This window comes from Sphingomonas oligoaromativorans, from assembly GCF_011762195.1.
Lineage (GTDB): Bacteria > Pseudomonadota > Alphaproteobacteria > Sphingomonadales > Sphingomonadaceae > Solisphingomonas > Solisphingomonas oligoaromativorans.
In genome coordinates this window covers 232,740-252,200 of record NZ_JAASQK010000003.1, presented here as the reverse complement: position 1 = coordinate 252,200, position 19,461 = coordinate 232,740, and the positions used below count along the sequence as shown (strand labels likewise).

Here is a 19,461-nt window from a genome sequence, read left to right as displayed (position 1 = left end):
CCTGAGGCCCCGGCTTTCGCCGGGGTGACGAGCCTTTTTGGGAAGTCTCGCCATGCGCCACAACGAAACCTCCGAGGGCCGCTCCGTCCGCCTGCTGCGCGTGGGCGAGCAGGTCCGCCACATCCTCGCCGAAGTGCTGGCCCGCGGCGACGTGCATGACGACACGCTCGCCAGCCACACCGTCTCGGTGACCGAGGTCCGCATGTCGCCGGATCTTCGCCATGCCACCGTGTTCATCAAGTCGCTGCTCGGCGCGGACGAGGAGGCGGTGCTGAAGGCGCTGCGCACCAACACCGCCTATCTCCAGCGCGAGGTGGCGCGGCGCGTGAACCTGAAGTTCGCCGCCAAGCTGAAGTTCCTTGCCGACGAGAGCTTCGACGAGGGCAGCCATATCGACAGGCTGCTGCGCGATCCCAAGGTGGCGCGCGATCTCGACGAAGCGCCCGCGTCGCTCGATGGCGGCGACGACGAGGAATAATATCCGGGTCAAATTGACTCGCATTTGATCCGGGTATAAATCATCCTCCGCAACAGGGGATGATGATGAAGACCTACACCGCTTTCGCCCAGGACATGTGGCTCGCCACCGGCACGCGCGAGGAGGTGGCCGCCGCGCTCCGCGCCATGCCGGAGATGGAGCGGTCGTCCGATCTGCTCGTCTTCGACGATGAGGATGGCCGCCAGATCGACTTCGACCTGCGCGAGACGCCTCCGGTGGAGGAGCCCCCCCGCCCGCGCGGCCGCCCCAGCCTTGGCGTGGTGGCGCGCGAGGTGACGCTGCTGCCCCGCCACTGGGACTGGCTAAGCGAGCAGCCCGGCGGCGCATCCGCCGCGCTCCGCAAGCTCATCGACGCCGCCCGCAAGGCGGAGGGCAATGGCCCCGCCCGCCGCAATGCCGCCTATCGCTTCATCACCGCCATCGCCGGCGACCGGCCGCATTATGAGGAGGCGATCCGCGCGCTCTATGCCGACGACCGCGCCCGTTTCGAGACATTGAGCGAAGGCTGGCCCAGCGCGGTCCGCCGCCACGCGATCGGCCTGGCCTGGGCGGATGATGAGGCGGGCGGGGCGAAGGCCGATACCGCGCCTTAACGTCTCGCCGTCATGCTGCCCGGTCGAATCGGACGGAGTGCGGATATGCGGGGGTTCGCGATCGGGGCGCTGGTGGCGGCCGCGCTGATCGGCTGGGCGGCGGGCGGCGGACGATGGCCGGCGCTCCGCCCCGCGCCATCCGCGCCGCATGTCCTGATCGCCCACGCCAGGCCCGCCGCCACGCCGCCCGCTCCGGCTCCGGCCCCGGTGCCCTTCCTCACCCCCGGCACGCTCACCATAGCGCGCGGGGCCGAAGGACATTTCTTCGTGGACGGCGACATCGCCGGCACGACGCTCCGCTTCGTCGTCGACACCGGCGCCTCGGCGGTCGCGATCGGCCGCGACGATGCGCAGAGCGCCGGCATCAACCTCGCCGCGCTCGATTTCAACCATGAGGGGCAGACCGCCGGCGGCACCACCCGCTACGCCCCGGTGACGCTGCCGCGCGTGCGGGTGGGCAGCATCGAGCTGCCCGACGTGCAGGCCGTGGTGCTCGACGTGCCCAGCACGCCGCCGCTGCTCGGGCAGAGCTTCCTCGGCCGCATCGACAAGGTGTCGATCGAGGGCGACCGGATGACGCTCAGCAAGCTCTAGGGCGATTCCGAAGCGGGCGGATTCCATCCGCCGACCCGGAAATCGCGGCAAAGCGGAGCCCCGTTGCACGGGGCGGCCGCGCGTGACAGACGGAGCACTGCCATGGCCAAGCTCTATTTCTATTATGCCTCGATGAACGCGGGAAAATCGACGATCCTGCTGCAATCGAGCTTCAACTATGCCGAGCGCGGGATGCGGACGATGCTGTTCACCGCCGCGGTCGACGATCGCCACGCGCAGGGCGTGATCCACTCGCGCATCGGGCTGGAGGCGAGCGCCATCCCCTTCGACGCGCAGACCGACCTCCACGCCATGGTCGCCGCCGAGACGGAACAGGAGCCGGTCGGCTGCGTGCTGGTCGACGAGGCGCAGTTCCTCAGCCGCGCGCAGGTGTTCCAGCTCGCCCGCGTCTGTGACGAGTTGGGGGTGCCGGTGCTCTGCTACGGTCTGCGCACCGATTTCCAGGCGGAATTGTTCGAGGGATCGGCGACGCTGCTCGGCATCGCGGACAGCTTGCAGGAGATCAAGACGATCTGCTCGTGCGGCCGCAAGGCGACGATGAACCTGCGCGTCGATGCCGGCGGCCACGCCATCACCGAAGGCGCGCAGACCGAGATCGGCGGCAACGACCGCTATGTCGCGCTGTGTCGGCGCCATTATATGGAGCAGATGGGGCAATGAAGGCCGACGTCGGCGCCCTGAGCCCCGCCATGGCGGACGGCGCGCTTCGGCTGGAGCCGCTCGCGGAGGCGCACCGCGCCGGCCTCGCCGATGCCTGTGCCGCCGACACGACGATCTGGGACATCTATCCGAGCGACTGGTCGCCCGCCGGCTTCGACGCCAATTTCGACGCGGTGCTGGAGGCGGCGCACCGCATCGCCTTCGCCATCCTCGACAAGGGCGTGGTGGTCGGCATGTCGAGCTATCTCAACCCCAGCGCCGTCCATGGCTCTACCGAGATCGGCGGCACCTATCTCGCCCCGCACGCACGCGGCACCGGGATCAATGCCCGCTTCAAGCGGCTGATGCTGGAGCGCGCGGCGGAGGCCGGCTTCCACCGCATCGAATTCCGCGTCGACACGCGCAACACCCGCTCGATGGCGGCGGTGGAGAAGCTCGGCGCCACGCGCGAGGGCATTCTGCGTCGCCATATGGTCACATGGACCGGGCATGTCCGCGATACGGCGCTCTATGCCCTGTTCATCGACGGGTTCGACGAACCGGTCTAGCCTCGGCGCCGATCCGACCGGGAGAAGAGCCCATGCGTGCCCTGTTCGCCGCCCTGCTGATCGCCACCCCCGCGCTGGCCGTGCCCCAGGCGCCCGAGCCGCCGACCGGCCCCGAGGCCGTGGTCCTGGGTTTCCGGCAGGACGGCCTCACCGATTATCGCATCGACGGCAAGCGCGGCATCTATCTGCGCGCGCAGGATGGGCACTGGTATTATCTCCGCGTCCGCCCCGAATGCCCGCGCCTCGCGGCCGCCGACGGCTTCGGCGTGGAGACGGGGCCTGCGGGCCGGCTCGACAAATACAGCACCATCAGCGTGCAGGGGCAGCGCTGCTGGCTGAGCTCGGTGGTCCGCTCGCCGGAGCCGCCGGGCTATCGTTCGGGCAAGCGCAAGCATCGCTGAGGCTTGCCGCCGGGAGCCCGCGGGCCTAGGCCGCGCGCCCATGACACAGGACAGGAATGGCCCGGCTCTCCACGGCTGGCTCATCATCGACAAGCCGCTCGGCCCCGGATCGACCGACATCGTCTCCGCCGCCAAGCGCGCCTTGCGGCAGGGCGGCTATGCCAAGGTGAAGGTCGGCCATGGCGGAACGCTCGATCCGCTCGCGTCCGGCGTGCTGCCGATCGCGCTCGGCGAGGCGACCAAGCTGTCCGGCCGGATGCTCGATGCCGACAAGGCCTATGCCTTCACGGTGAAGTTCGGCGAGCAGACCGACACGCTCGACCTCGAAGGCAAGGTGATCGCCACTTCCGATGTCCGCCCGACGCGCGAGGTGCTGGAAGTGGTGCTGCCGGACTTCACCGGCCCGATCGCGCAGGTGCCGCCTGCCTATTCCGCGCTCAAGGTCGACGGCCAGCGCGCCTATGACCTCGCCCGCGCCGGTGAGGAGGTGCAACTCGCCAGCCGCAACGTGACGATCCATGCGCTCACCATCGAGGCGGCGAGCCCGGAAGAGGCCACCCTCGTCGCGACCGTTTCGAAGGGCACCTATATCCGCAGCCTCGCCCGCGACATCGCGCTGGCGCTGGGCACGGTCGGCCATGTCACCATGCTCCGCCGGCTGAAGGCCGGGCCGTTCACGCTCGAAAAAGCGATATCGCTGGACTCTCTGGCCGATCTGGGCCAAGGGCGCACGCTTGAACAGGCACTCTTGCCGCTGACGGCGGGGCTGGACGACATCCCGGCTCTACCCGTCACGCCCGATCAGGCAGGGGCGCTCCGTCAGGGGCGTCAGGTGATCGGGATCGCTGCAACACCAGGCCCCTATCTCGCGACCGCCGGGTCTGTTCCGGTCGCCCTCGTCGAGAGTGACGGGATGGGGATCAGGGTGGTGCGCGGATTCAACCTCTGATCGAAAGGATGACACGATGTCGATCACTGCCGAGCGCAAGACGACGCTCATCGAAGAGAATGCCCGCGTTTCCGGCGACACCGGTTCGCCCGAGGTCCAGGTCGCGATCCTGACCGAGCGCATCAAGAACCTCACCGAGCACTTCAAGGGCCACGCGAAGGACAACCACTCGCGCCGCGGCCTGCTCATGATGGTCAACAAGCGCCGTTCGCTGCTCGACTATCTGAAGAAGAAGGACGTGCAGCGCTACGCTGACCTGATCGCGAAGCTCGGCCTTCGCAAGTAAGTCGGACGGCCCGCCATCGGCGGGCCGTTTCGCATTTGCGGAATTGAAATTCGGGCTGGCGCTTTGCGTCGGCCCGTTCCAGCATCCAAGGCTGGAGAAAAACGACAGCCAGGCAATCCGGCCGACTGTCGAGGGACCACCGGTTCCGAACCGCGCAGACCGGCATGTCTGCAACTGAGGCCCCGGCCGCATAGGGCGCCCGGAGTGAAGGAAATAAGATGTTCGATATCAAGAAGGTGGAAATCGAGTGGGGCGGCAAGCCCCTGACGCTCGAGACGGGCCGCGTCGCCCGTCAGGCCGACGGCGCGGTGATCGCGACGCTCGGCGAGACGGTGGTGCTGGCCGCGGTCACCGCCGCCAAGTCGGTGAAGGAAGGGCAGGACTTCTTCCCGCTGACCGTCCACTATCAGGAGAAGTATTTCTCGTCGGGTCGCATCCCCGGCGGCTTCTTCAAGCGCGAGCGTGGCGCGACCGAGAAGGAGACGCTGGTCTCCCGCCTGATCGATCGCCCGATCCGCCCGCTCTTCCCGGAAGGTTTCTACAACGAGATCAACTGCATCGTGCAGGTGCTCTCCTATGACGGCGAGAACGAGCCTGACATTCTGGCGCTGGTCGCCGCGTCGGCCGCGATGACGATCTCGGGCGTTCCCTTCATGGGCCCGATCGGCGCCGCCCGCGTCGGCTACAAGGATGGCGAGTACATCCTGAACCCGACCGACGCCGAGGTTGCCGAAGGCGAGCTCGATCTCGTCGCCGCCGCCACCCATGACGCCGTGATGATGGTCGAATCCGAAGCCAAGGAGCTTTCGGAAGAGACGATGCTCGGCGCCGTGATGTTCGCGCACAAGGCCTCGCAGCAGGTGATCGACGCGATCATCCAGCTCGCCGAGAAGGCCGCGAAGGATCCGTGGGAGCTCAAGACCGGCGCCGACAACACGAAGGTCAAGGCCGAGCTCAAGAAGCTCGTCGGCAAGGACATCGAGAAGGCCTACAAGCTGGTCGACAAGTCGGCCCGCTCGAACGCCCTCAACGAGGCGCGCGCGAAGGCCAAGGCCGCGATGGCGGAGAAGACCCCGCAGGAGCAGCTCGTCGCCGCCAAGCTCGTCAAGAAGCTCGAAGCCGACATCGTCCGCACCGCGATCCTCAAGGACGGCCGCCGCATCGACGGCCGCGACACGAAGACCGTGCGCCCGATCGAGGCGACCGCGCACTTCCTGCCCCGCGCCCATGGCTCGGCGCTATTCACGCGCGGCGAGACCCAGACCATCGCCACCTGCACGCTGGGCACCAAGGACGCCGAGCAGATGATCGATGGCCTGACCGGCCTGCGCTACGAGCATTTCATGCTCCACTACAACTTCCCGCCCTACTCGGTGGGTGAAGTGGGCCGCTTCGGCGCGCCGGGCCGTCGCGAGATCGGCCATGGCAAGCTGGCGTGGCGCGCGCTGCACGGCGTGCTGCCGACGAAGGAGGAGTTCCCCTACACGATCCGCCTGACCTCGGACATCACCGAGTCCAACGGCTCGTCGTCGATGGCGACGGTCTGCGGCGGTTCGCTCGCCCTCATGGACGCCGGCGTGCCGATCAAGCGCCCGGTCTCGGGCATCGCGATGGGCCTGATCCTCGAAGGCAAGGACTTCGCCGTCCTGTCCGACATCCTCGGTGACGAGGATCATCTCGGCGACATGGACTTCAAGGTGGCCGGTACGTCGGAAGGCATCACCAGCCTTCAGATGGACATCAAGATCGCCGGCATCACCGAGGAGATCATGAAGGTCGCCCTCGAGCAGGCGAAGGGTGGCCGCGCGCACATCCTCGGCGAGATGGCCAAGGCGCTCGACCACACCCGCACCGAGCTTTCGGCCCACGCGCCGCGCATCGAGACGATCAGCGTCCCCAAGGACAAGATCCGCGACGTGATCGGCACCGGCGGCAAGGTGATCCGCGAGATCGTCGCCACCACCGGCGCCAAGGTCGACATCGACGACGACGGCACCGTCAAGATCTCGTCGTCCGACGTGGCGCAGATCGAGGCCGCCAAGAACTGGATCATCGGCATCGTCGCCGAGGCCGAAGTCGGCAAGATCTACAACGGCAAGGTCGTCAACATCGTCGACTTCGGTGCGTTCGTGAACTTCATGGGCGGCAAGGACGGCCTCGTCCACGTCTCCGAGATGAAGAACGAGCGCGTCGCGTCGCCGAAGGACGTCGTGACCGAAGGCCAGGAAGTGAAGGTCAAGGTTCTCGAGATCGATCCGCGCGGCAAGGTTCGCCTGTCGATGCGCGTCGTCGATCAGGAGACCGGCGAAGAGCTGCCCGACACCCGCCCGCCGCGCGAGCCGCGTGAGGGTGGCGATCGTGGCCCGCGTGGCGACGGCCGTGGCCCGCGTCGCGATGGCGATCGTGACCGTGGTCCGCGCCGCGACGGCGGCCGCGGCGGCGAAGGCCGTGGCGATCGCGGTCCGCGCCGTGAGCGCGGCGAAGGCGGCAAGGATGACGGTGGCGAGTTCGCCCCGGCCTTCCTGACCCGCAACGACGACTGATCGATCCCCTCAAGGGATCGTGAAGACCGGAAGGGGCCTCGTCGCGACGAGGCCCCTTCTTCGTTTGGGGCTATGGCTGCTGCTGCGGCGCCGGCTGATCCGCGCCCGATTTGCGGATGCCCTTGGCCCGATCCTCGCCTTCCTCGCGGATGGCGTCGGCCTGATCCTTGTAGATGTCCCTGGCGATGCCGGTGGGCTGGGCCTGTGCCTGGCGCTCGATCGCATCGGCGCGGGCATCGTAATTCGCCTGCACGGCATCCGCATTCGTGCGGTGGCAACCGCCGAGCCCGGCCAGCAGGATCGCGAACATGATGGCGGCACGCATCGCCCTCTCCTCCCAGTCGCGGCTAAGCGACCGAGCTTCCCCAAGGGTTCCGTCGATGTCGAGAGAAGTGGGGAGCTTCTGTTGCTCGGTGCTCCCCGTACCGCCGGTGTCCGATTCTGTTGCCCGGTTCGGCCCGAACCGCGTTCAAGCCTTGTAATCTAAGCCGTGAGGCCTTGATTACGCGGCAATCGCGAGCGCCTCGTTATCGTTGGCACTTGTGGATTTGATCGGTTTAACGGCTCAATCAGGCCGGGCAAAAACCTCGCGCTCGTACACACGTCGATCCTAGTTCGGCCCCATCAGAAGACCGGACCGAAGTCCGGCTTGTGGTGGAGCCGCCGGGTACCGCCCCCGGGTCCGCTGCGCCTCACACGAAACCATTTATCACCATAGCCGGGCGAACCCGGCACCACCGGATATAGGGGTGCGCGGCCGCCCGTGCAACCGCGCATCGCCCGCTCAGCCGCGCTTGCGCAGCTCGTCGCGAATCTCGCGCAGCAGCGTGACGTCGGCGGCTTCGGTGGCCGGCGCTTCCGGCGCCTTGGGCATGGCACGGTTCACCGCGCGGACCAGCAGGAAGATGATGAAGGCGATGATGAGGAAATCGACCGCCTGCGTGATGAACTCGCCATAGCCGAGCAGCGGCACGCCCGCTTTCTTGAGCGCGGCATAATCGGTGAGCGAGCCGGTATATTTCTCCGGCACCGGGCCGAGCTGGATGAAATAGCCCGAAAAATCGAGGCCGCCGAAGAGCTTGCCGACCACCGGCATGATGATGTCGTCGGTCAGCGAGGTGACGATCTTGCCGAACGCGGCGCCGATAATGACCGCGACGGCCAGATCCATAACGTTGCCGCGATTGATGAAATCCCTGAATTCCTTGAACATGGCCGCCCTCCTTGTCGTTCGTGCCCTGACGTCAGGGTGGACCGATCGCCCGACAGGCACAAGACGACACGTTGCGGCCCCCCTGCCGGCAGTGTATTGCCGGGATCAGACGCCTCGTGGAGTTCCGACGCATGATGTTTCGCCGCCTCTCCCTCGCTGCCCCGCTCGCCGCGATCGCACTCGCCGGCTGCGGCGTGAACGCGATCCCCACCGCCGATGAAAATGCCAAGGCCAAGTGGGCCGACGTGCAGAACCAGTATCAGCGCCGCGCCGATCTGATCCCCAACCTCGTCGCCACCGTGAAGGGTTATGCCACGCACGAGCAGCAGACGCTGGAAGGCGTGACCGAGGCGCGCGCCAAGGCGACCTCGATCACCGTCTCCGCCGACGATCTCAAGGATCCGGCGAAGGTGAAGGCCTTCCAGGACGCGCAGAACCAGCTTTCGGGCGCGCTCGGCCGCCTGCTGGCGGTGCAGGAGAGCTATCCGCAGCTCCAGGCGGACCAGAACTTCCTCGCGCTCCAGAGCCAGCTCGAAGGCACCGAGAACCGCATCGCCGTCGCGCGGAGCGACTATAATGCGGCGGTGCAGGCCTATAACACCCGCATCCGCACCTTCCCGGATACGATCACGGCGAAGATCATCTACGGCGCCAAGCCGATCACGCCCTTCACGGCGACCGCCCCCAATGCCGAGGCGGCGCCGAAGGTCAGCTTCTGACGAAGGCCATGCGCGCATCCCCCCTGCCCCGTCTCCGCGCCGCCTTCGCGGGCGCGGTGGCGATGCTGCTCCTGCTGATGGCGACGCCCGCCTTCGCGCAGAGCTTCCCCGCGTTCACGGGGCTGGTGGTGGATGCCGCCAACATCCTCCCCGCAGACCGCAAGGCCGCGCTGGAGCAGAAGCTGGAGGCCTTCCAGCAGAAGACCAGCCGCCAGCTCGTCGTCGCCACCATTCCCGATCTCGGCGGCGACGACATCGCGGATTATGGCTACAAGCTCGGCCGGGCGTGGGGCGTGGGGCTCAAGGGCGCCAACAACGGCGCGATCCTGATCGTCGCGCCCAACGACCGCAAGATGCGGATCGAGGTCGGCTACGGCCTCGAAGGCGTGCTGACCGACGCCTATTCGAGCGTCATCGTCAACACCAAGCTCCGCCCCGCCTTCAAGGCCGGCGACCTGCCCGGCGGCATCGATGCGGGCGCGGATGCGATCATCGACATCCTCTCCGTCCCCGACGATCAGGCCCGCGCCAAGGAGCAGGCGGCGGTCGCGGCCTATGACAAGGCGCATAAGCGATCGGGCGAAGGCGGCGTGCCGCTGGGCGCGCTGATCCCGATCATCGTCATCGGCTGGGTGGTGCTGGGCGGCCTGTTCAGCCGCCGCCGATACGGCGCGCGTTATGGCGGCAGCAACTGGCCGATCTTCCTCTGGGCCGCCGCCGATGCGCTGAGCGACCGGGGCCGGGGCGGCGGATGGAGCGGCTGGGACAGCGGTGGCGGCGGCGGTTCGTCCGACGGCGGCGACGGCGGCTGGGGCGGCGGCGGCTTCACCGGCGGCGGAGGAGGCTCCTTCGGCGGCGGCGGATCGTCGGGTAGCTGGTGAGGGGCATGATGAAGCTCAGCGAGCAGGACCGTATCCGCGTCGGCGAGGCCGTGACCCGCGCCGAGGCGGACAGCGACGGCGAGATCGTCACCGTCGTCTCCAACTTCTCCGACGCCTATCATGACGCGGTGCTGCACTGGGCGCTGCTGGTCGCCTTCCTCGCGCTGGCGGTGGTGGCGGCGGCGCCGGGATTCTTCATCGGCCTGCTGGACCGGATCACGGGCGGCTGGCTGATCTGGACGCCGCGCGAACTGATGACCGCGCTGCTGGCGATGGTGCTGGTGAAGTTCCTCGTCGCGCGCTGGATCTTCGGGCTGAAGGCGATCCGCTTCGCGCTTGTCCCGGCCTCGACCAAGGCGCGCCGGGTGCGCCGCCGCGCGCTCCTCCTCTTCCGCCTCGCCACCGAGAACCGCACCCGCGCCAAGACCGGCGTGCTGCTCTATTTGAGCCTCGCCGAGCATCGCGCCGAGATCGTCGCAGACGCCGCGATCAACGCCAGGGTCACGCCCGAGACATGGGGCGAGGCGATGGCCGCCCTGCTCTCCGCCGTGCGCGACGGGCGGCCGGGCGACGGCATGGTGGCGTCGGTCGAGAAGATCGGGCAGGTGCTTGCGACACATTTCCCCCGCTCGCCCGACGACAGCAACGAACTGCCGGACCGCCTGATCCTCCTATGACCGATCCCGATTTCACCGCCCCCGAGGAGATTCGCTGGGCGGGCCGCTTCATCGCCGCCAAGACGCGCGGCAAATGGGAATATGTCGGCCGCACGCGCAACGTCCGCGCCGCCGTGATCGTCGCGGTGGACGACGGCCATGTGCTGCTGGTCGAGCAATATCGCGTGCCGCTCGGCCGCCGGTGTCTCGAAGTCCCCGCCGGTCTCGTCGGCGACGAGACCGAGGGCGAGCCGGTCGAGGCCGCCGCCGCGCGCGAGCTGGAGGAAGAGACCGGCTACCGCGCCGACCGGATCGAGACGATCGGCGAGTTCGCCTCCTCGCCCGGCATGGTATCGGAGACGTTCACCCTGGTCCGCGCCGTCGGGCTCACCAAGGTGCATGAGGGCGGTGGCGTCGAGGGCGAGAACATCACCGTCCACCGCGTGCCGCTGGCGCATGTGGCGCAGTTCCTCGCCGAACGCCGCGCGGCGGGCGTGATGGCGGATGTGAAGCTGCTGTTGCTGCTCGGCGCGGGAATCCTCGCGAGCGCCTGACGCCGGACAGCAAAACGGCCTTCGCGGCCTGAAGGAGACTTACTCGCCGGCGGGCGTGATCGGGCCGACCGCGAAATTCTCGGCATAGGTCTGGAGCTTCAGCGTGCGCTCAGGCCCCGTCACCACGCTCACGGCGATGCCGTACTGATCGGCATAGGCCCTGGCCGCCTCCAGCGACGGGAAGGTCAGGCGCACCTGCTCGTTGGTGTCGCCGGAGCCCGCCCAGCCGGTGAGCGGATCGGGCTTCTTCGCCTCGGCCGGCTCGAACTCGAGCGTCCAGGTGCCGACACGGGCGCGGCCCGACTGCATGGCATTCTTGATCCGCTGATAGATGCGCGCGGCCATTGTCGTTTCCTCGGGGATTCTTGCTTGGGGAGCGCTTGCCGCACGGGGCAAGCCCCCGTCAAGCCCGGCGTGGTCAAGTCCGCCGGGACGCCTTCTTGGTGCGCAGCGTCGGATCGGCGGCGGCGGGATCGTCGGGCCACGGATGGCGCGGGTAGCGGCCGCGCATCTCCTTGGCGACGGCGGACCAGCTTCCCGCCCAGAAACCGGGCAGGTCGCGCGTGGTCTGGATCGGCCGCCCCGCCGGCGAGGTGAGCGAGAGGATAATCGGCACCTGCCCGCCCCCGACGGTCGGGTGAACGGAAAGGCCGAACAGAGCCTGCGGCCGCAGCTCGACGGTCGGCCCGCCATCGGCGGCATAGTCGATGGGATGCGAGCTGCCGGCCGGAGTCGAGAGCCGGTCCGGCGCCAGCCGGTCGACGGTGCGGCGCCCGTCCCAGCCGATGAGCCCGTCGATGGCATTGGCGATGTCGCCCGCCGGGATCGCATCGAGCCGCCGCCGCCCCTCGACCAGCGCGGGCAGCCAGTCGTCGAGCCCAACGAGCAGCGCCTCGTCGGAGAGATCGGCGAGTGCGGGATCGAACCTCCGCGCGAAGGCGGCCCGCTCGCGCAGGCGGGCGACGCCTTCGGGCCAGCCCAGCAGGCCGAGCCCCCCGGCTCGCACGCCCTCGACGAGCGCGGCGGCGACGGCCTCCGGGTCGGGCTTGTCGTCCGGGCCGCCACCCAGCCGAAGCTGGCCGAGCCGCCGCTCGCGGGTGGCGACGATGCCGCCGGTCGCCGGATCGAACCGAACGGAGCGGACCGCCTCGATGCGATCGCCATAGAGGCGTTCGATGGTCGCCCGCTCGATGGTCGCGGCGGAGAGGATGCGGGCGCCCGCGGCGATGCCCTGCGTCTCGGCGACGGCGAGCCACGCCTCGCGCGCGAGGGGCGACAGCGGATCGAGCCTGAAGCCGCGACCGCCCGCGCTCGCCCATGTCTCGCCCGAGGTGTCGCGGCGGCGCGCGATCCGGTCCGGGTAGGCGAGCGCCACGCAGGTCGCGACCTCCTCGCCATCGACCGGGCCATGCGCCGCATCGCCGCCGACCAGCTTCGCCCAGCGCCAGGCGAGGCCCCGCGCCGCCTCAGCCCGCTTGCCGCGCTCGCCCCGCCAGCGCTGGAGCCGCTGCGCGAGATCGGGCGCATCGCCGCCCAGCCCGCGTTCGGAGAGCAGCGCCGCCACTTCGCCCGCCACGCCGGCCAGCCTCAGAGGCGCGGCCGCCACGAGCATATGCCCGAGCCGCGGCGGGAGCGGCAGTGCGGCGATGGCGCGGCCATGCGCGGTCGGCCGCCCGTCGGCATCGATCGCGCCGAGCGAGGCGAGCCGCCCCCGCGCCTCCGCCACGGCGGCGGCAGGCGGCACGTCGAGCCAGCGGAGCCGCGCCGGATCGGCCACGCCCCAGATCGCGCAATCGAGCAGCAGCGTGGAGAGATCGGCTTCGAGAATCTCGGGCGGATCGTAGGGCGGCAGGCCGGCGGTCGCGGCGGCCTCCCACAAGCGATAGACCACACCCGGCGCCTGACGCCCGGCACGGCCCGCGCGCTGGGTCGCGGCGGCCTGGCTCACCCGCTCGGTGGAGAGGCGGGTGACGCCCGCCGCCCGATCGTAGCGCGGCCGGCGTGCAAGGCCGGAGTCGACAACGATCCGCACGCCGTCGAGCGTCAGGCTGGTCTCCGCGATCGACGTCGCCAGCACCAGCTTGCGCGCTCCCGCCGGCGCGGCGGCGATGGCGGCGCGCTGCTCGGCGGGGTCGAGACTGCCATGGAGGCGGTGGAGAAGGATGTTCGCCGGAAGACGGTCGAGCCGCTCGGCGGTGCGCTCGATCTCGGCGACGCCGGGCAGGAAGGCGAGCAGACCGCCCTCCGCTTCGTCGGCCAGCGCCTGCCGGATTGCGGCGGCCATCGCGTCCTCGATCCGCTGGTTCGAATCGCGACCGAGATGGCGATGCTCGATCGGGAAGCTGCGGCCGGCGCTCTCGATCAGCGGCGTGCCCTCGCCCATCAACCGGGCGAAGCGTTCGCCGTCCAGCGTCGCCGACATCGCCACCAGTCGGAGATCGGGGCGGAGCGCCCCCTGCGCATCCAGCGCCAGCGCGAGGCCGAAGTCACTGTCGAGGCTGCGCTCATGCACCTCGTCGAACAGCACGGCGGAAACGCCCGCCAGTTCGGGATCGGCCTGGATGCGGTTGCGGAAAATGCCCTCGGTCAGCACCGTGACGCGGGTGGCGGCCGATCGCTTCGTATCGAGGCGGGTCGCATAGCCGAAGGTCTTGCCGACCGGCTCGCCCGCGAGCTGCGCCATCCGCTCGGCCGCCGCGCGCGCGGCGAGGCGGCGGGGCGAGAGCAGCAGCACCTCGCCCGCACACCATGGCTCGCCGATCAGCGCCGGTGCCACCGCCGTCGTCTTGCCCGCCCCCGGAGGCGCCACCAGCACGGCCGACGGCCCGGCGCGGAGCGCGGCGAGGAGATCGGGAAGGACGGCATGGATCGGCAGGTCGGTCACGCCGAGCGGCTTAGGACGGTCGCGAGCGGGCGTCCATCGCGGGCTCTTGTCGCCGCCCCCGCCCCGTCCCAGACTGCCCGCATGAACTGGGTGACGCGATTCTATCTCGCTCTCCGCGGCAATGGCTGGTTCCAGCCGAATGCGGCGGGCGGCCTCCTGCCCTTTCCGTTCGCCTGGCAGGCGTGGCTGATGACGCTGGGCCTCGTGCTGCTCCTGCTCGCCACCATCTGGCTTCCGAACGCCGTGGCGTGGGCGGCGCGCATCGCGCTGGCGACCCTCTATATCCTGGTGGGTATGCTCACCTACGAGCAGCCCGACCGACCGCCTCAATAGGCGCGCGACACCGCGAACTGGGCGGCTTCGATCAGCGCGGACTTGGCTCGGCCGTCCGGGAAGCGGCCGAGCGCCGCGATCGCGCGCTGGCCGTAATGGCGGGCGCGGGCCAGCGTGTCGGCCACGGCGTTCGACTCTTCGAGCAGGGCGTTGGCATGGGCGAGATCCTCGTCCGACACGCGGCGGCCCTCGATCGCGTCCTTCCAGAACTTCCGCTGGACGTCGTCGCCGCGCGCATAAGCGAGGATGACGGGCAGCGTCACCTTGCCGTCGCGGAAATCGTCGCCGGTGTCCTTCCCCATCGTGTTGCCGTCCGACGCGTAATCGATCGCGTCGTCGACGAGCTGGAAGGCGATGCCGAGGTTGCGGCCATAGGCGTCCAGCGCCTCCTCGTCGGCATCGTCACGCTCGGCGACCACGGCGGCGATGCGGCAGGCGGCGGCGAACAGCGCGGCGGTCTTGGCGCCGATGATCGCGAGATAGCGCTCCTCGTCGGTCTCGATGCGGCGCTGGGCGGTGAGCTGGGCGACCTCGCCCTCCGCGATCACGGCGGACGCGTTGGAAAGGATGCGCAGCACCCGCAGCGAGCCGTCCTCGACCATCAGCTCGAAGGCGCGCGAGAACAGGAAATCGCCGACCAGCACGCTCGCCGGGTTGCCCCAGATGATGTTGGCGGTGCGGCGGCCGCGGCGCATCCCCGAGCCGTCGACGACATCGTCATGAAGCAGCGTCGCGGTGTGGATGAACTCGACCGTCGCGGCCAGTTTATGCTGCCGCGTGCCGCCATACCCCAGCAGCTTCGCGCAGGCGAGCGTCAGCATCGGGCGCATCCGCTTGCCGCCGCCGGCGATCAGATGACCCGCCAGCTCCGGGATGAGCGGCACCTCGCTCTGCATCCGCTCCAGGATCACCGTGTTCACCTGGTTCATGTCCGACGCGATCAGCGCCACCAGCGGATCGAGCGAGGGCGCGGGCGTGCCCGGCGCGGCGGAGTGGAGGGGATGGACAGTCGCGGTCATGTCGGGCCGTCCTGTGAGCCTTGATGCGTATAAAGGCAAGCGAGGCTTGCATGTCGGGCGGGCGCCCGCGAAGAGAGCGGGGGATTTTGCCGGAGGACGCACGCAGGATGACCGACGACACGCTCAAGCGCTACCGCGAGAGTATCGACAATATCGACGCGGCGCTCGTGTTCCTTTTGGCCGAGCGCTTCAAGGTCACGCAGGCGGTGGGGCGCTACAAGGCCGACGTGGGCCTGCCGCCGGCCGATCCGGGCCGAGAGGGCCAGCAGATCGCCCGGCTGCGCGGCCTCGCCGAGGCGGCGCATCTCGATCCCGATTTCTCCGAGAAATTCCTGCGCTTCATCATCGACGAGGTGATCCATCACCACGAGCGCGTCCGCGAAGGCTGACGCGCCCGGAGGCCGGCGCGCCGCCCGTCAGTGGGCGAGCGCCCGGTTGTCCACCATCACGCGCACTTCGTCGGCGAGGTGGATGGGGTTGAAGGGCTTCACGATCACGCCATGCACGCCCATCCGGCGATAGGCCTCGATATCGGCCTTGCCGGCGCGCGCCGTCATGAAGATCACCGGCAGATTCGCGTAGACGGCGAAGGCGCGCACCGCCTTGAGCGCGGCCGGGCCATCCATATCCGGCATCATCACGTCGAGCAGGATCGCGTCCGGTCGCCAGCGGGCGGAGCGGAGCAGCGCCAGCATCTCGATGCCCGAGCCGACGGAGCGCACCTCCATCCCCGGATCGAGCCCCAGCGCCATCACCGCGATGGTGCGGATGTCATGATCGTCGTCGACGCACAGAATCTTCATGGGTTCGTTCATAAGCCAGCCACGTTAACAGGCTCCCCGGCCAGGATCTGGCGGATCGTATGCGCCAGGCTGGTCAGCGAGCGTCGGGATTTGATGAGCACGGCATCGACACGGCCCCGTACCTCGGGGCCGACATCCTCGGCCGAATAGATGATGGTGGGGATCGCCCTTCCGTCGGCGGTGGACAGATCCGGCAGCAGATCGAGCCCGGAGCCGTCGGGCAGGTTGAAGTCGAGGATGACGACATCCGGCACATGGTTCGCCAGCAGCGCGCGCGCCGAGGCGATGCTGGTCGCGCGCAGCACGCGGCCCTGATCGGCCAGCGCCATGGCGGTCACCTCCTGCACGTCGGGATCGTCGTCGATGTGCAGGAGGGTCGGGCGATCGGAGGACATATGGCCGACGGCGCGGCCGATCGCCTGGCGCAGCCGCTCGGGCTCGAGCGGCGTGTCGAGCCAGTCGACCAGATCGAGCCCCTCCGGGCCGCTCGCCTCCGCCCCGGCGCCCGAGACGACGATCACCGGCAACGCGCGCGTCACCGGATTGCGCCGCAGCGCGCGGACCGTCTCCAGCCCGTCGCCGTCCGGCAGCATCCGCTCGATCAGCATGACGTCATAGCGGCCGGAAGCCATGCTCTCTTCCGCCTCCTGCCCGGTGCCGACACGATCGACGACATATCCCTCCTGATCGAGGACGGCGCGGAGCGCGGCGGCCGGCTCCTCCTGCGGCTCGCAGAGCAGCACGCGGGCGCGGCCCTGCTCGTCGGCGGTGAGCGCCGCCTTGTGGGCCAGCGGCAGCGAACAGGTGAGCCGCGCGCCGCCGCCATCGGCGCTGCCGAACCAGATGCGGCCGCCATGGGCCGCCATGATCTCGCGCGAGATGGCGAGGCCGAGGCCGGTGCCGCCGCCGGTCGCCCCCGCGCCGGCGCCGTCTCGCGCGGCAGGGTGACGCGCCTGGGCGAAGCGCTCGAAGATGCGGCTGTGAAACTCGGCGGGGATGCCGGGGCCTTCGTCCTCGACCGCCAGTTGCGCGGTGCCGCTCTCCGCCAGCAGCGACACCCGCACCTCGCCCCCTTCCGGCGAATAGCGGATCGCGTTGGACAGCAGGTTGGTGACGACCTGGAGCAGCCTCTCCTCATCGCCCTGCACGACGATCGGCCGTTCGCGCGCCGACAGCTCCAGCCGCACCCGCCTTGTGTCGGCGAGGCCGCGGCTTCCCTCGATCGCGCGCTCCGCCATCGCCACCAGATCGACCGGCTCGCATTCGAACCGCATCCGGCCCGAGCTGATCTTCTCGATGTCGAGAATGTCGTTGATGAGGCGGATCAGGCGGCGGCTGTTGTTCTCGGCGATCTCCACCAGGCGATGCGCCGCATCGGGCAGCTCGCCCACCGATCCCGCCCGCAGCAAGCCCAGCGAGCCGACCACCGAGGTGAGCGGCGTGCGCAGCTCGTGGCTCACCGTGGCGACGAACTCGTCCTTCAGCCGCTCCACCGCCTTGCGCTCCGAAATGTCGCGGATCGCGGCGACGATGTGCAACTCGCCCGGCAGCGGCATCAGGCCGAGCCCGATATCCACCGGCACGAGATGTCCGTCGCGATGGCGGACGGTGCGATCGAGCCAGCCGGTCTGCTCCAGCCGCCCGTCGACCAGCCCGACGCGCGTGTGGAAATGCCCCTCGCCGTCCATCACGTCGAGCAGGGTGGAGGCATCGCGACTGACCAGCTCGGCCGGGCCATAGCCCAGCATCCGCGTCGTCGCGGCGTTCACCGCCTCGATCATGCCCTGCGGATTGAGGATCACGATCGCGTCGGTGGTGCTGGCGAAGATCGCCCGGAGCCGCGCCGCCGCATCGTGCGCGCGAAGCTCGACGCGATGCTGCTCGATCCGCGAGCGCCAGAGCATCCACAGCGCCAGCATCAGGATCAGGCTGACCGTCAGGTTCAGCGCCCAGACGAAGCGCTGAAGCGAATCATTGCGATCGCGGATGAGCTGGAGCCGGGCCGCGAGCGTGCCCTCCTCCTTGGCGATCAGCGCGGTGACGATGCCATAGGCCTCGTCCGCCTGACGGCGCTCGTCCGGGCTCGGGAGGTCCGCCTCCGCCGCCGTCCCCGGTTCGCGTCCGTGGATCGCGTCGGTCATCCGGCCGAGCCGGGCGCCGAGCAGGAGTTGGAGCCGCGCGATCCGTTCGGACTGCGCCGGCTCGTCGTCATATAGCTCGTTCAGTTGCGCGAGATCGGTCGCCACCCGCAGCCGCGAGCGATCGAAATTGCGCAGCATCACGGCATCGCCGGTGAGGATATAACCCCGCTCCGCCGCCTCGGCGTCGGACAGCTCGCGCAGCAGCTCGCTGGTGACGATCCGCTTCTCGAACGAGGCGCGGATGACGCTCCGCATCGCCCGCAGATGGCCCGTCTGCAAGCTGAACCACAGCGCCAGCGCGAACAGAAGCAGCGGGCTCAACATGCCCAGAAGCAGGAACGGCGTCCGCGACGGCCGGCGCTGCACGGGTGCGGCGGGCGCGAGCAGCGCCTCCATCATGGGACGTCGTCCGGCCGATCCGCCAGGAGGGGTTGCATGGCGAGGATCGCCTGGGTGCGGTTGGTGACGCCGAGCTTGCGGAAGATCGCCGTCATGTGCGCCTTCACGGTCGCCTCCGTGACACCGAGTTCGCCGGCGATCTGCTTGTTGAGGCGCCCGTCCGCCAGCGCCATCAGCACCCGGAGCTGCGCATTCGACAGTTCGGAGATGCGCTGCCGCGCCACCACCGTTTCCGTGCGCCCGTGGCCGATACCCGCGGGGAAGACCGTCTTGCCGGCCAGCACCATGCGGAGCGAGGCCAGCGTCTCGTCGAGCGGCTGGGCCTTCGACAGATAACCGGCCGCGCCGAGCGCCCGCGCCGCCTCCACCAATTCTGGCTGCTGCCGGGCGGAGACGATCACGATCGGCACGTCGCCCAGCGCGTGCTGGAGCCGCAGGAACCCGGAGAAGCCCCGCGCATCCGGCAGGATCAGATCCAGCAGCGCGAGCCGGTAGCCCTTGTGGCGGGCTATGGCCGCCTCGGCTTCGGCGATGCTGCCGACACTGTCGATGGTCAATTCCGGCATGGCGACGCGCGCGGCGAGGGCCAGCCCTTCACGGATCAGCGGATGATCATCCGCAAGCAACAAACGCGCTGCCAAACGCCACCCCCTGTCTGAACGGAGCGCCCCCGCACCCCTTTTCCTCTACCTTGGTCGATATTTGCTTTAGAATTTGCAGAAACTCCCTCTCTATTCAATGAAGCATTCGCCCAGATTTGGGGCA

23 protein-coding genes and 1 other RNA gene are annotated in these 19,461 nt (G+C 69.2%); 15 read left to right on the top strand and 9 right to left on the bottom strand.

Annotated elements, in window-relative coordinates:
• The first annotated feature begins 52 nt into the window (after positions 1–52).
• From rbfA to pnp, 9 genes are all read left to right on the top strand, one after another.
• A complete protein-coding gene (gene rbfA / locus FHS98_RS07645; RefSeq protein WP_167102442.1) occupies positions 53–478 on the top strand; it encodes a 30S ribosome-binding factor RbfA in 426 nt (141 codons plus the stop codon).
• A gap of 62 nt (positions 479–540) precedes the next feature.
• Positions 541–1,092: a DUF2239 family protein gene (locus tag FHS98_RS07640; protein WP_167103028.1), complete on the top strand. Its 552-nt coding sequence runs from the start codon at positions 541–543 to the stop codon at positions 1,090–1,092.
• 45 nt (positions 1,093–1,137) lie between these two features.
• The gene (locus FHS98_RS07635; protein ID WP_167102439.1) at positions 1,138–1,686 is read left to right on the top strand and encodes a retropepsin-like aspartic protease family protein; all 549 of its coding nucleotides are present in this window, start codon (positions 1,138–1,140) and stop codon (positions 1,684–1,686) included.
• Positions 1,687–1,788: 102 nt separating this feature from the next.
• A complete protein-coding gene (locus tag FHS98_RS07630) occupies positions 1,789–2,367 on the top strand; it encodes a thymidine kinase (RefSeq protein WP_167102436.1) in 579 nt (192 codons plus the stop codon).
• Complete coding sequence (locus FHS98_RS07625; RefSeq protein ID WP_167102433.1) at positions 2,364–2,915, top strand: GNAT family N-acetyltransferase; 552 nt, start codon at positions 2,364–2,366, stop codon at positions 2,913–2,915. The genes FHS98_RS07630 and FHS98_RS07625 overlap by 4 nt, the downstream gene beginning before the upstream one ends.
• A 32-nt stretch (positions 2,916–2,947) precedes the next feature.
• Positions 2,948–3,316 carry a hypothetical protein gene (locus tag FHS98_RS07620; protein ID WP_167102430.1) on the top strand — a complete coding sequence of 123 codons (369 nt, stop codon included), beginning with the start codon at positions 2,948–2,950 and terminating at the stop codon, positions 3,314–3,316.
• Positions 3,317–3,356: 40 nt separating this feature from the next.
• On the top strand, positions 3,357–4,265 hold the full coding sequence (truB, locus tag FHS98_RS07615; protein ID WP_167102427.1) for a tRNA pseudouridine(55) synthase TruB: 909 nt from the start codon (positions 3,357–3,359) through the stop codon (positions 4,263–4,265).
• 16 nt (positions 4,266–4,281) lie between these two features.
• Positions 4,282–4,551 (top strand): 30S ribosomal protein S15, encoded by a 270-nt coding sequence (gene rpsO, locus FHS98_RS07610; protein ID WP_167102424.1) that lies wholly within the window; start codon positions 4,282–4,284, stop codon positions 4,549–4,551.
• A gap of 218 nt (positions 4,552–4,769) precedes the next feature.
• Entirely contained in the window at positions 4,770–7,094 is a 2,325-nt protein-coding gene (pnp, locus tag FHS98_RS07605) for a polyribonucleotide nucleotidyltransferase (RefSeq protein WP_167102422.1), read from the top strand.
• Positions 7,095–7,164: 70 nt separating this feature from the next.
• On the opposite strand, the gene FHS98_RS07600 is transcribed toward pnp, so the two are convergent.
• The 3 genes from FHS98_RS07600 to mscL all read right to left on the bottom strand — a co-directional run bounded on the left by FHS98_RS07600 (position 7,165) and on the right by mscL (position 8,307).
• A complete protein-coding gene (locus FHS98_RS07600; protein ID WP_167102419.1) occupies positions 7,165–7,419 on the bottom strand; it encodes a hypothetical protein in 255 nt (84 codons plus the stop codon).
• Positions 7,420–7,524: 105 nt separating this feature from the next.
• Positions 7,525–7,867: a transfer-messenger RNA gene (gene ssrA, locus FHS98_RS07595) on the bottom strand.
• Between the two features lie 11 nt (positions 7,868–7,878).
• The gene (gene mscL / locus FHS98_RS07590; RefSeq protein WP_167102416.1) at positions 7,879–8,307 is read right to left on the bottom strand and encodes a large conductance mechanosensitive channel protein MscL; all 429 of its coding nucleotides are present in this window, start codon (positions 8,305–8,307) and stop codon (positions 7,879–7,881) included.
• Between the two features lie 131 nt (positions 8,308–8,438).
• On the opposite strand from mscL, the gene FHS98_RS07585 reads away from it, so the two are divergent.
• The 4 genes from FHS98_RS07585 to FHS98_RS07570 are packed head-to-tail and all read left to right on the top strand — an operon-like array spanning position 8,439 to position 11,117.
• Entirely contained in the window at positions 8,439–9,026 is a 588-nt protein-coding gene (locus FHS98_RS07585) for a LemA family protein (protein WP_167102413.1), read from the top strand.
• An 8-nt stretch (positions 9,027–9,034) separates the two neighbouring features.
• Positions 9,035–9,907 (top strand): TPM domain-containing protein, encoded by an 873-nt coding sequence (locus FHS98_RS07580; protein ID WP_167102410.1) that lies wholly within the window; start codon positions 9,035–9,037, stop codon positions 9,905–9,907.
• Positions 9,908–9,915: 8 nt separating this feature from the next.
• Positions 9,916–10,584: a TPM domain-containing protein gene (locus FHS98_RS07575; protein WP_167103026.1), complete on the top strand. Its 669-nt coding sequence runs from the start codon at positions 9,916–9,918 to the stop codon at positions 10,582–10,584.
• On the top strand, positions 10,581–11,117 hold the full coding sequence (locus FHS98_RS07570) for an NUDIX hydrolase (RefSeq protein ID WP_167102407.1): 537 nt from the start codon (positions 10,581–10,583) through the stop codon (positions 11,115–11,117). The genes FHS98_RS07575 and FHS98_RS07570 overlap by 4 nt, the downstream gene beginning before the upstream one ends.
• Before the next feature lie 39 nt (positions 11,118–11,156).
• On the opposite strand, the gene FHS98_RS07565 is transcribed toward FHS98_RS07570, so the two are convergent.
• Both FHS98_RS07565 and hrpB read right to left on the bottom strand, forming a co-directional pair.
• A complete protein-coding gene (locus FHS98_RS07565; protein WP_167102404.1) occupies positions 11,157–11,462 on the bottom strand; it encodes an ETC complex I subunit in 306 nt (101 codons plus the stop codon).
• Between the two features lie 73 nt (positions 11,463–11,535).
• Positions 11,536–14,001, bottom strand: a complete 2,466-nt coding sequence (hrpB, locus tag FHS98_RS07560; protein ID WP_167102401.1) for an ATP-dependent helicase HrpB — start codon at positions 13,999–14,001, stop codon at positions 11,536–11,538.
• Between the two features lie 81 nt (positions 14,002–14,082).
• Here hrpB and FHS98_RS07555 point away from each other — a divergent pair, with 81 nt between their 5' ends.
• Positions 14,083–14,334, top strand: a complete 252-nt coding sequence (locus FHS98_RS07555; protein WP_167102398.1) for a hypothetical protein — start codon at positions 14,083–14,085, stop codon at positions 14,332–14,334.
• Here FHS98_RS07555 and FHS98_RS07550 read toward each other — a convergent pair.
• On the bottom strand, positions 14,328–15,353 hold the full coding sequence (locus FHS98_RS07550; RefSeq protein WP_167102395.1) for a polyprenyl synthetase family protein: 1,026 nt from the start codon (positions 15,351–15,353) through the stop codon (positions 14,328–14,330). The genes FHS98_RS07555 and FHS98_RS07550 overlap by 7 nt on opposite strands.
• Positions 15,354–15,460: 107 nt before the next feature.
• On the opposite strand from FHS98_RS07550, the gene FHS98_RS07545 reads away from it, so the two are divergent.
• Positions 15,461–15,742, top strand: a complete 282-nt coding sequence (locus FHS98_RS07545; protein ID WP_167102392.1) for a chorismate mutase — start codon at positions 15,461–15,463, stop codon at positions 15,740–15,742.
• A gap of 27 nt (positions 15,743–15,769) precedes the next feature.
• Here the strand turns inward: FHS98_RS07545 and FHS98_RS07540 are convergent, their stop codons facing one another.
• The 3 genes from FHS98_RS07540 to FHS98_RS07530 are packed head-to-tail and all read right to left on the bottom strand — an operon-like array spanning position 15,770 to position 19,337.
• Complete coding sequence (locus FHS98_RS07540) at positions 15,770–16,168, bottom strand: response regulator (protein ID WP_167102389.1); 399 nt, start codon at positions 16,166–16,168, stop codon at positions 15,770–15,772.
• Positions 16,165–18,696 carry an ATP-binding protein gene (locus FHS98_RS07535; RefSeq protein ID WP_167102386.1) on the bottom strand — a complete coding sequence of 844 codons (2,532 nt, stop codon included), beginning with the start codon at positions 18,694–18,696 and terminating at the stop codon, positions 16,165–16,167. Before FHS98_RS07535 ends, FHS98_RS07540 begins: the two co-directional genes overlap by 4 nt.
• Positions 18,693–19,337 carry a LuxR C-terminal-related transcriptional regulator gene (locus FHS98_RS07530; RefSeq protein WP_167102383.1) on the bottom strand — a complete coding sequence of 215 codons (645 nt, stop codon included), beginning with the start codon at positions 19,335–19,337 and terminating at the stop codon, positions 18,693–18,695. Before FHS98_RS07530 ends, FHS98_RS07535 begins: the two co-directional genes overlap by 4 nt.
• Between the last annotated feature and the right edge of the window lie 124 nt (positions 19,338–19,461).

Coding starts and splice junctions, on each gene's coding strand:
- FHS98_RS07585 (WP_167102413.1), top strand. CDS start 8,439: ATGATGTTTCGCCGCCTCTCCCTCGCTGCCCCGCTCGCCGCGATCGCA.
- FHS98_RS07570 (WP_167102407.1), top strand. CDS start 10,581: ATGACCGATCCCGATTTCACCGCCCCCGAGGAGATTCGCTGGGCGGGC.
- FHS98_RS07600 (WP_167102419.1), bottom strand. CDS start 7,419: ATGCGTGCCGCCATCATGTTCGCGATCCTGCTGGCCGGGCTCGGCGGT.
- FHS98_RS07580 (WP_167102410.1), top strand. CDS start 9,035: ATGCGCGCATCCCCCCTGCCCCGTCTCCGCGCCGCCTTCGCGGGCGCG.
- FHS98_RS07565 (WP_167102404.1), bottom strand. CDS start 11,462: ATGGCCGCGCGCATCTATCAGCGGATCAAGAATGCCATGCAGTCGGGC.
- truB (WP_167102427.1), top strand. CDS start 3,357: ATGACACAGGACAGGAATGGCCCGGCTCTCCACGGCTGGCTCATCATC.
- pnp (WP_167102422.1), top strand. CDS start 4,770: ATGTTCGATATCAAGAAGGTGGAAATCGAGTGGGGCGGCAAGCCCCTG.
- rbfA (WP_167102442.1), top strand. CDS start 53: ATGCGCCACAACGAAACCTCCGAGGGCCGCTCCGTCCGCCTGCTGCGC.
- FHS98_RS07630 (WP_167102436.1), top strand. CDS start 1,789: ATGGCCAAGCTCTATTTCTATTATGCCTCGATGAACGCGGGAAAATCG.
- FHS98_RS07535 (WP_167102386.1), bottom strand. CDS start 18,696: ATGATGGAGGCGCTGCTCGCGCCCGCCGCACCCGTGCAGCGCCGGCCG.
- rpsO (WP_167102424.1), top strand. CDS start 4,282: ATGTCGATCACTGCCGAGCGCAAGACGACGCTCATCGAAGAGAATGCC.
- FHS98_RS07625 (WP_167102433.1), top strand. CDS start 2,364: ATGAAGGCCGACGTCGGCGCCCTGAGCCCCGCCATGGCGGACGGCGCG.
- FHS98_RS07635 (WP_167102439.1), top strand. CDS start 1,138: ATGCGGGGGTTCGCGATCGGGGCGCTGGTGGCGGCCGCGCTGATCGGC.
- mscL (WP_167102416.1), bottom strand. CDS start 8,307: ATGTTCAAGGAATTCAGGGATTTCATCAATCGCGGCAACGTTATGGAT.
- FHS98_RS07620 (WP_167102430.1), top strand. CDS start 2,948: ATGCGTGCCCTGTTCGCCGCCCTGCTGATCGCCACCCCCGCGCTGGCC.
- FHS98_RS07545 (WP_167102392.1), top strand. CDS start 15,461: ATGACCGACGACACGCTCAAGCGCTACCGCGAGAGTATCGACAATATC.
- FHS98_RS07540 (WP_167102389.1), bottom strand. CDS start 16,168: ATGAACGAACCCATGAAGATTCTGTGCGTCGACGACGATCATGACATC.
- FHS98_RS07550 (WP_167102395.1), bottom strand. CDS start 15,353: ATGACCGCGACTGTCCATCCCCTCCACTCCGCCGCGCCGGGCACGCCC.
- FHS98_RS07575 (WP_167103026.1), top strand. CDS start 9,916: ATGAAGCTCAGCGAGCAGGACCGTATCCGCGTCGGCGAGGCCGTGACC.
- FHS98_RS07555 (WP_167102398.1), top strand. CDS start 14,083: ATGAACTGGGTGACGCGATTCTATCTCGCTCTCCGCGGCAATGGCTGG.
- FHS98_RS07640 (WP_167103028.1), top strand. CDS start 541: ATGATGAAGACCTACACCGCTTTCGCCCAGGACATGTGGCTCGCCACC.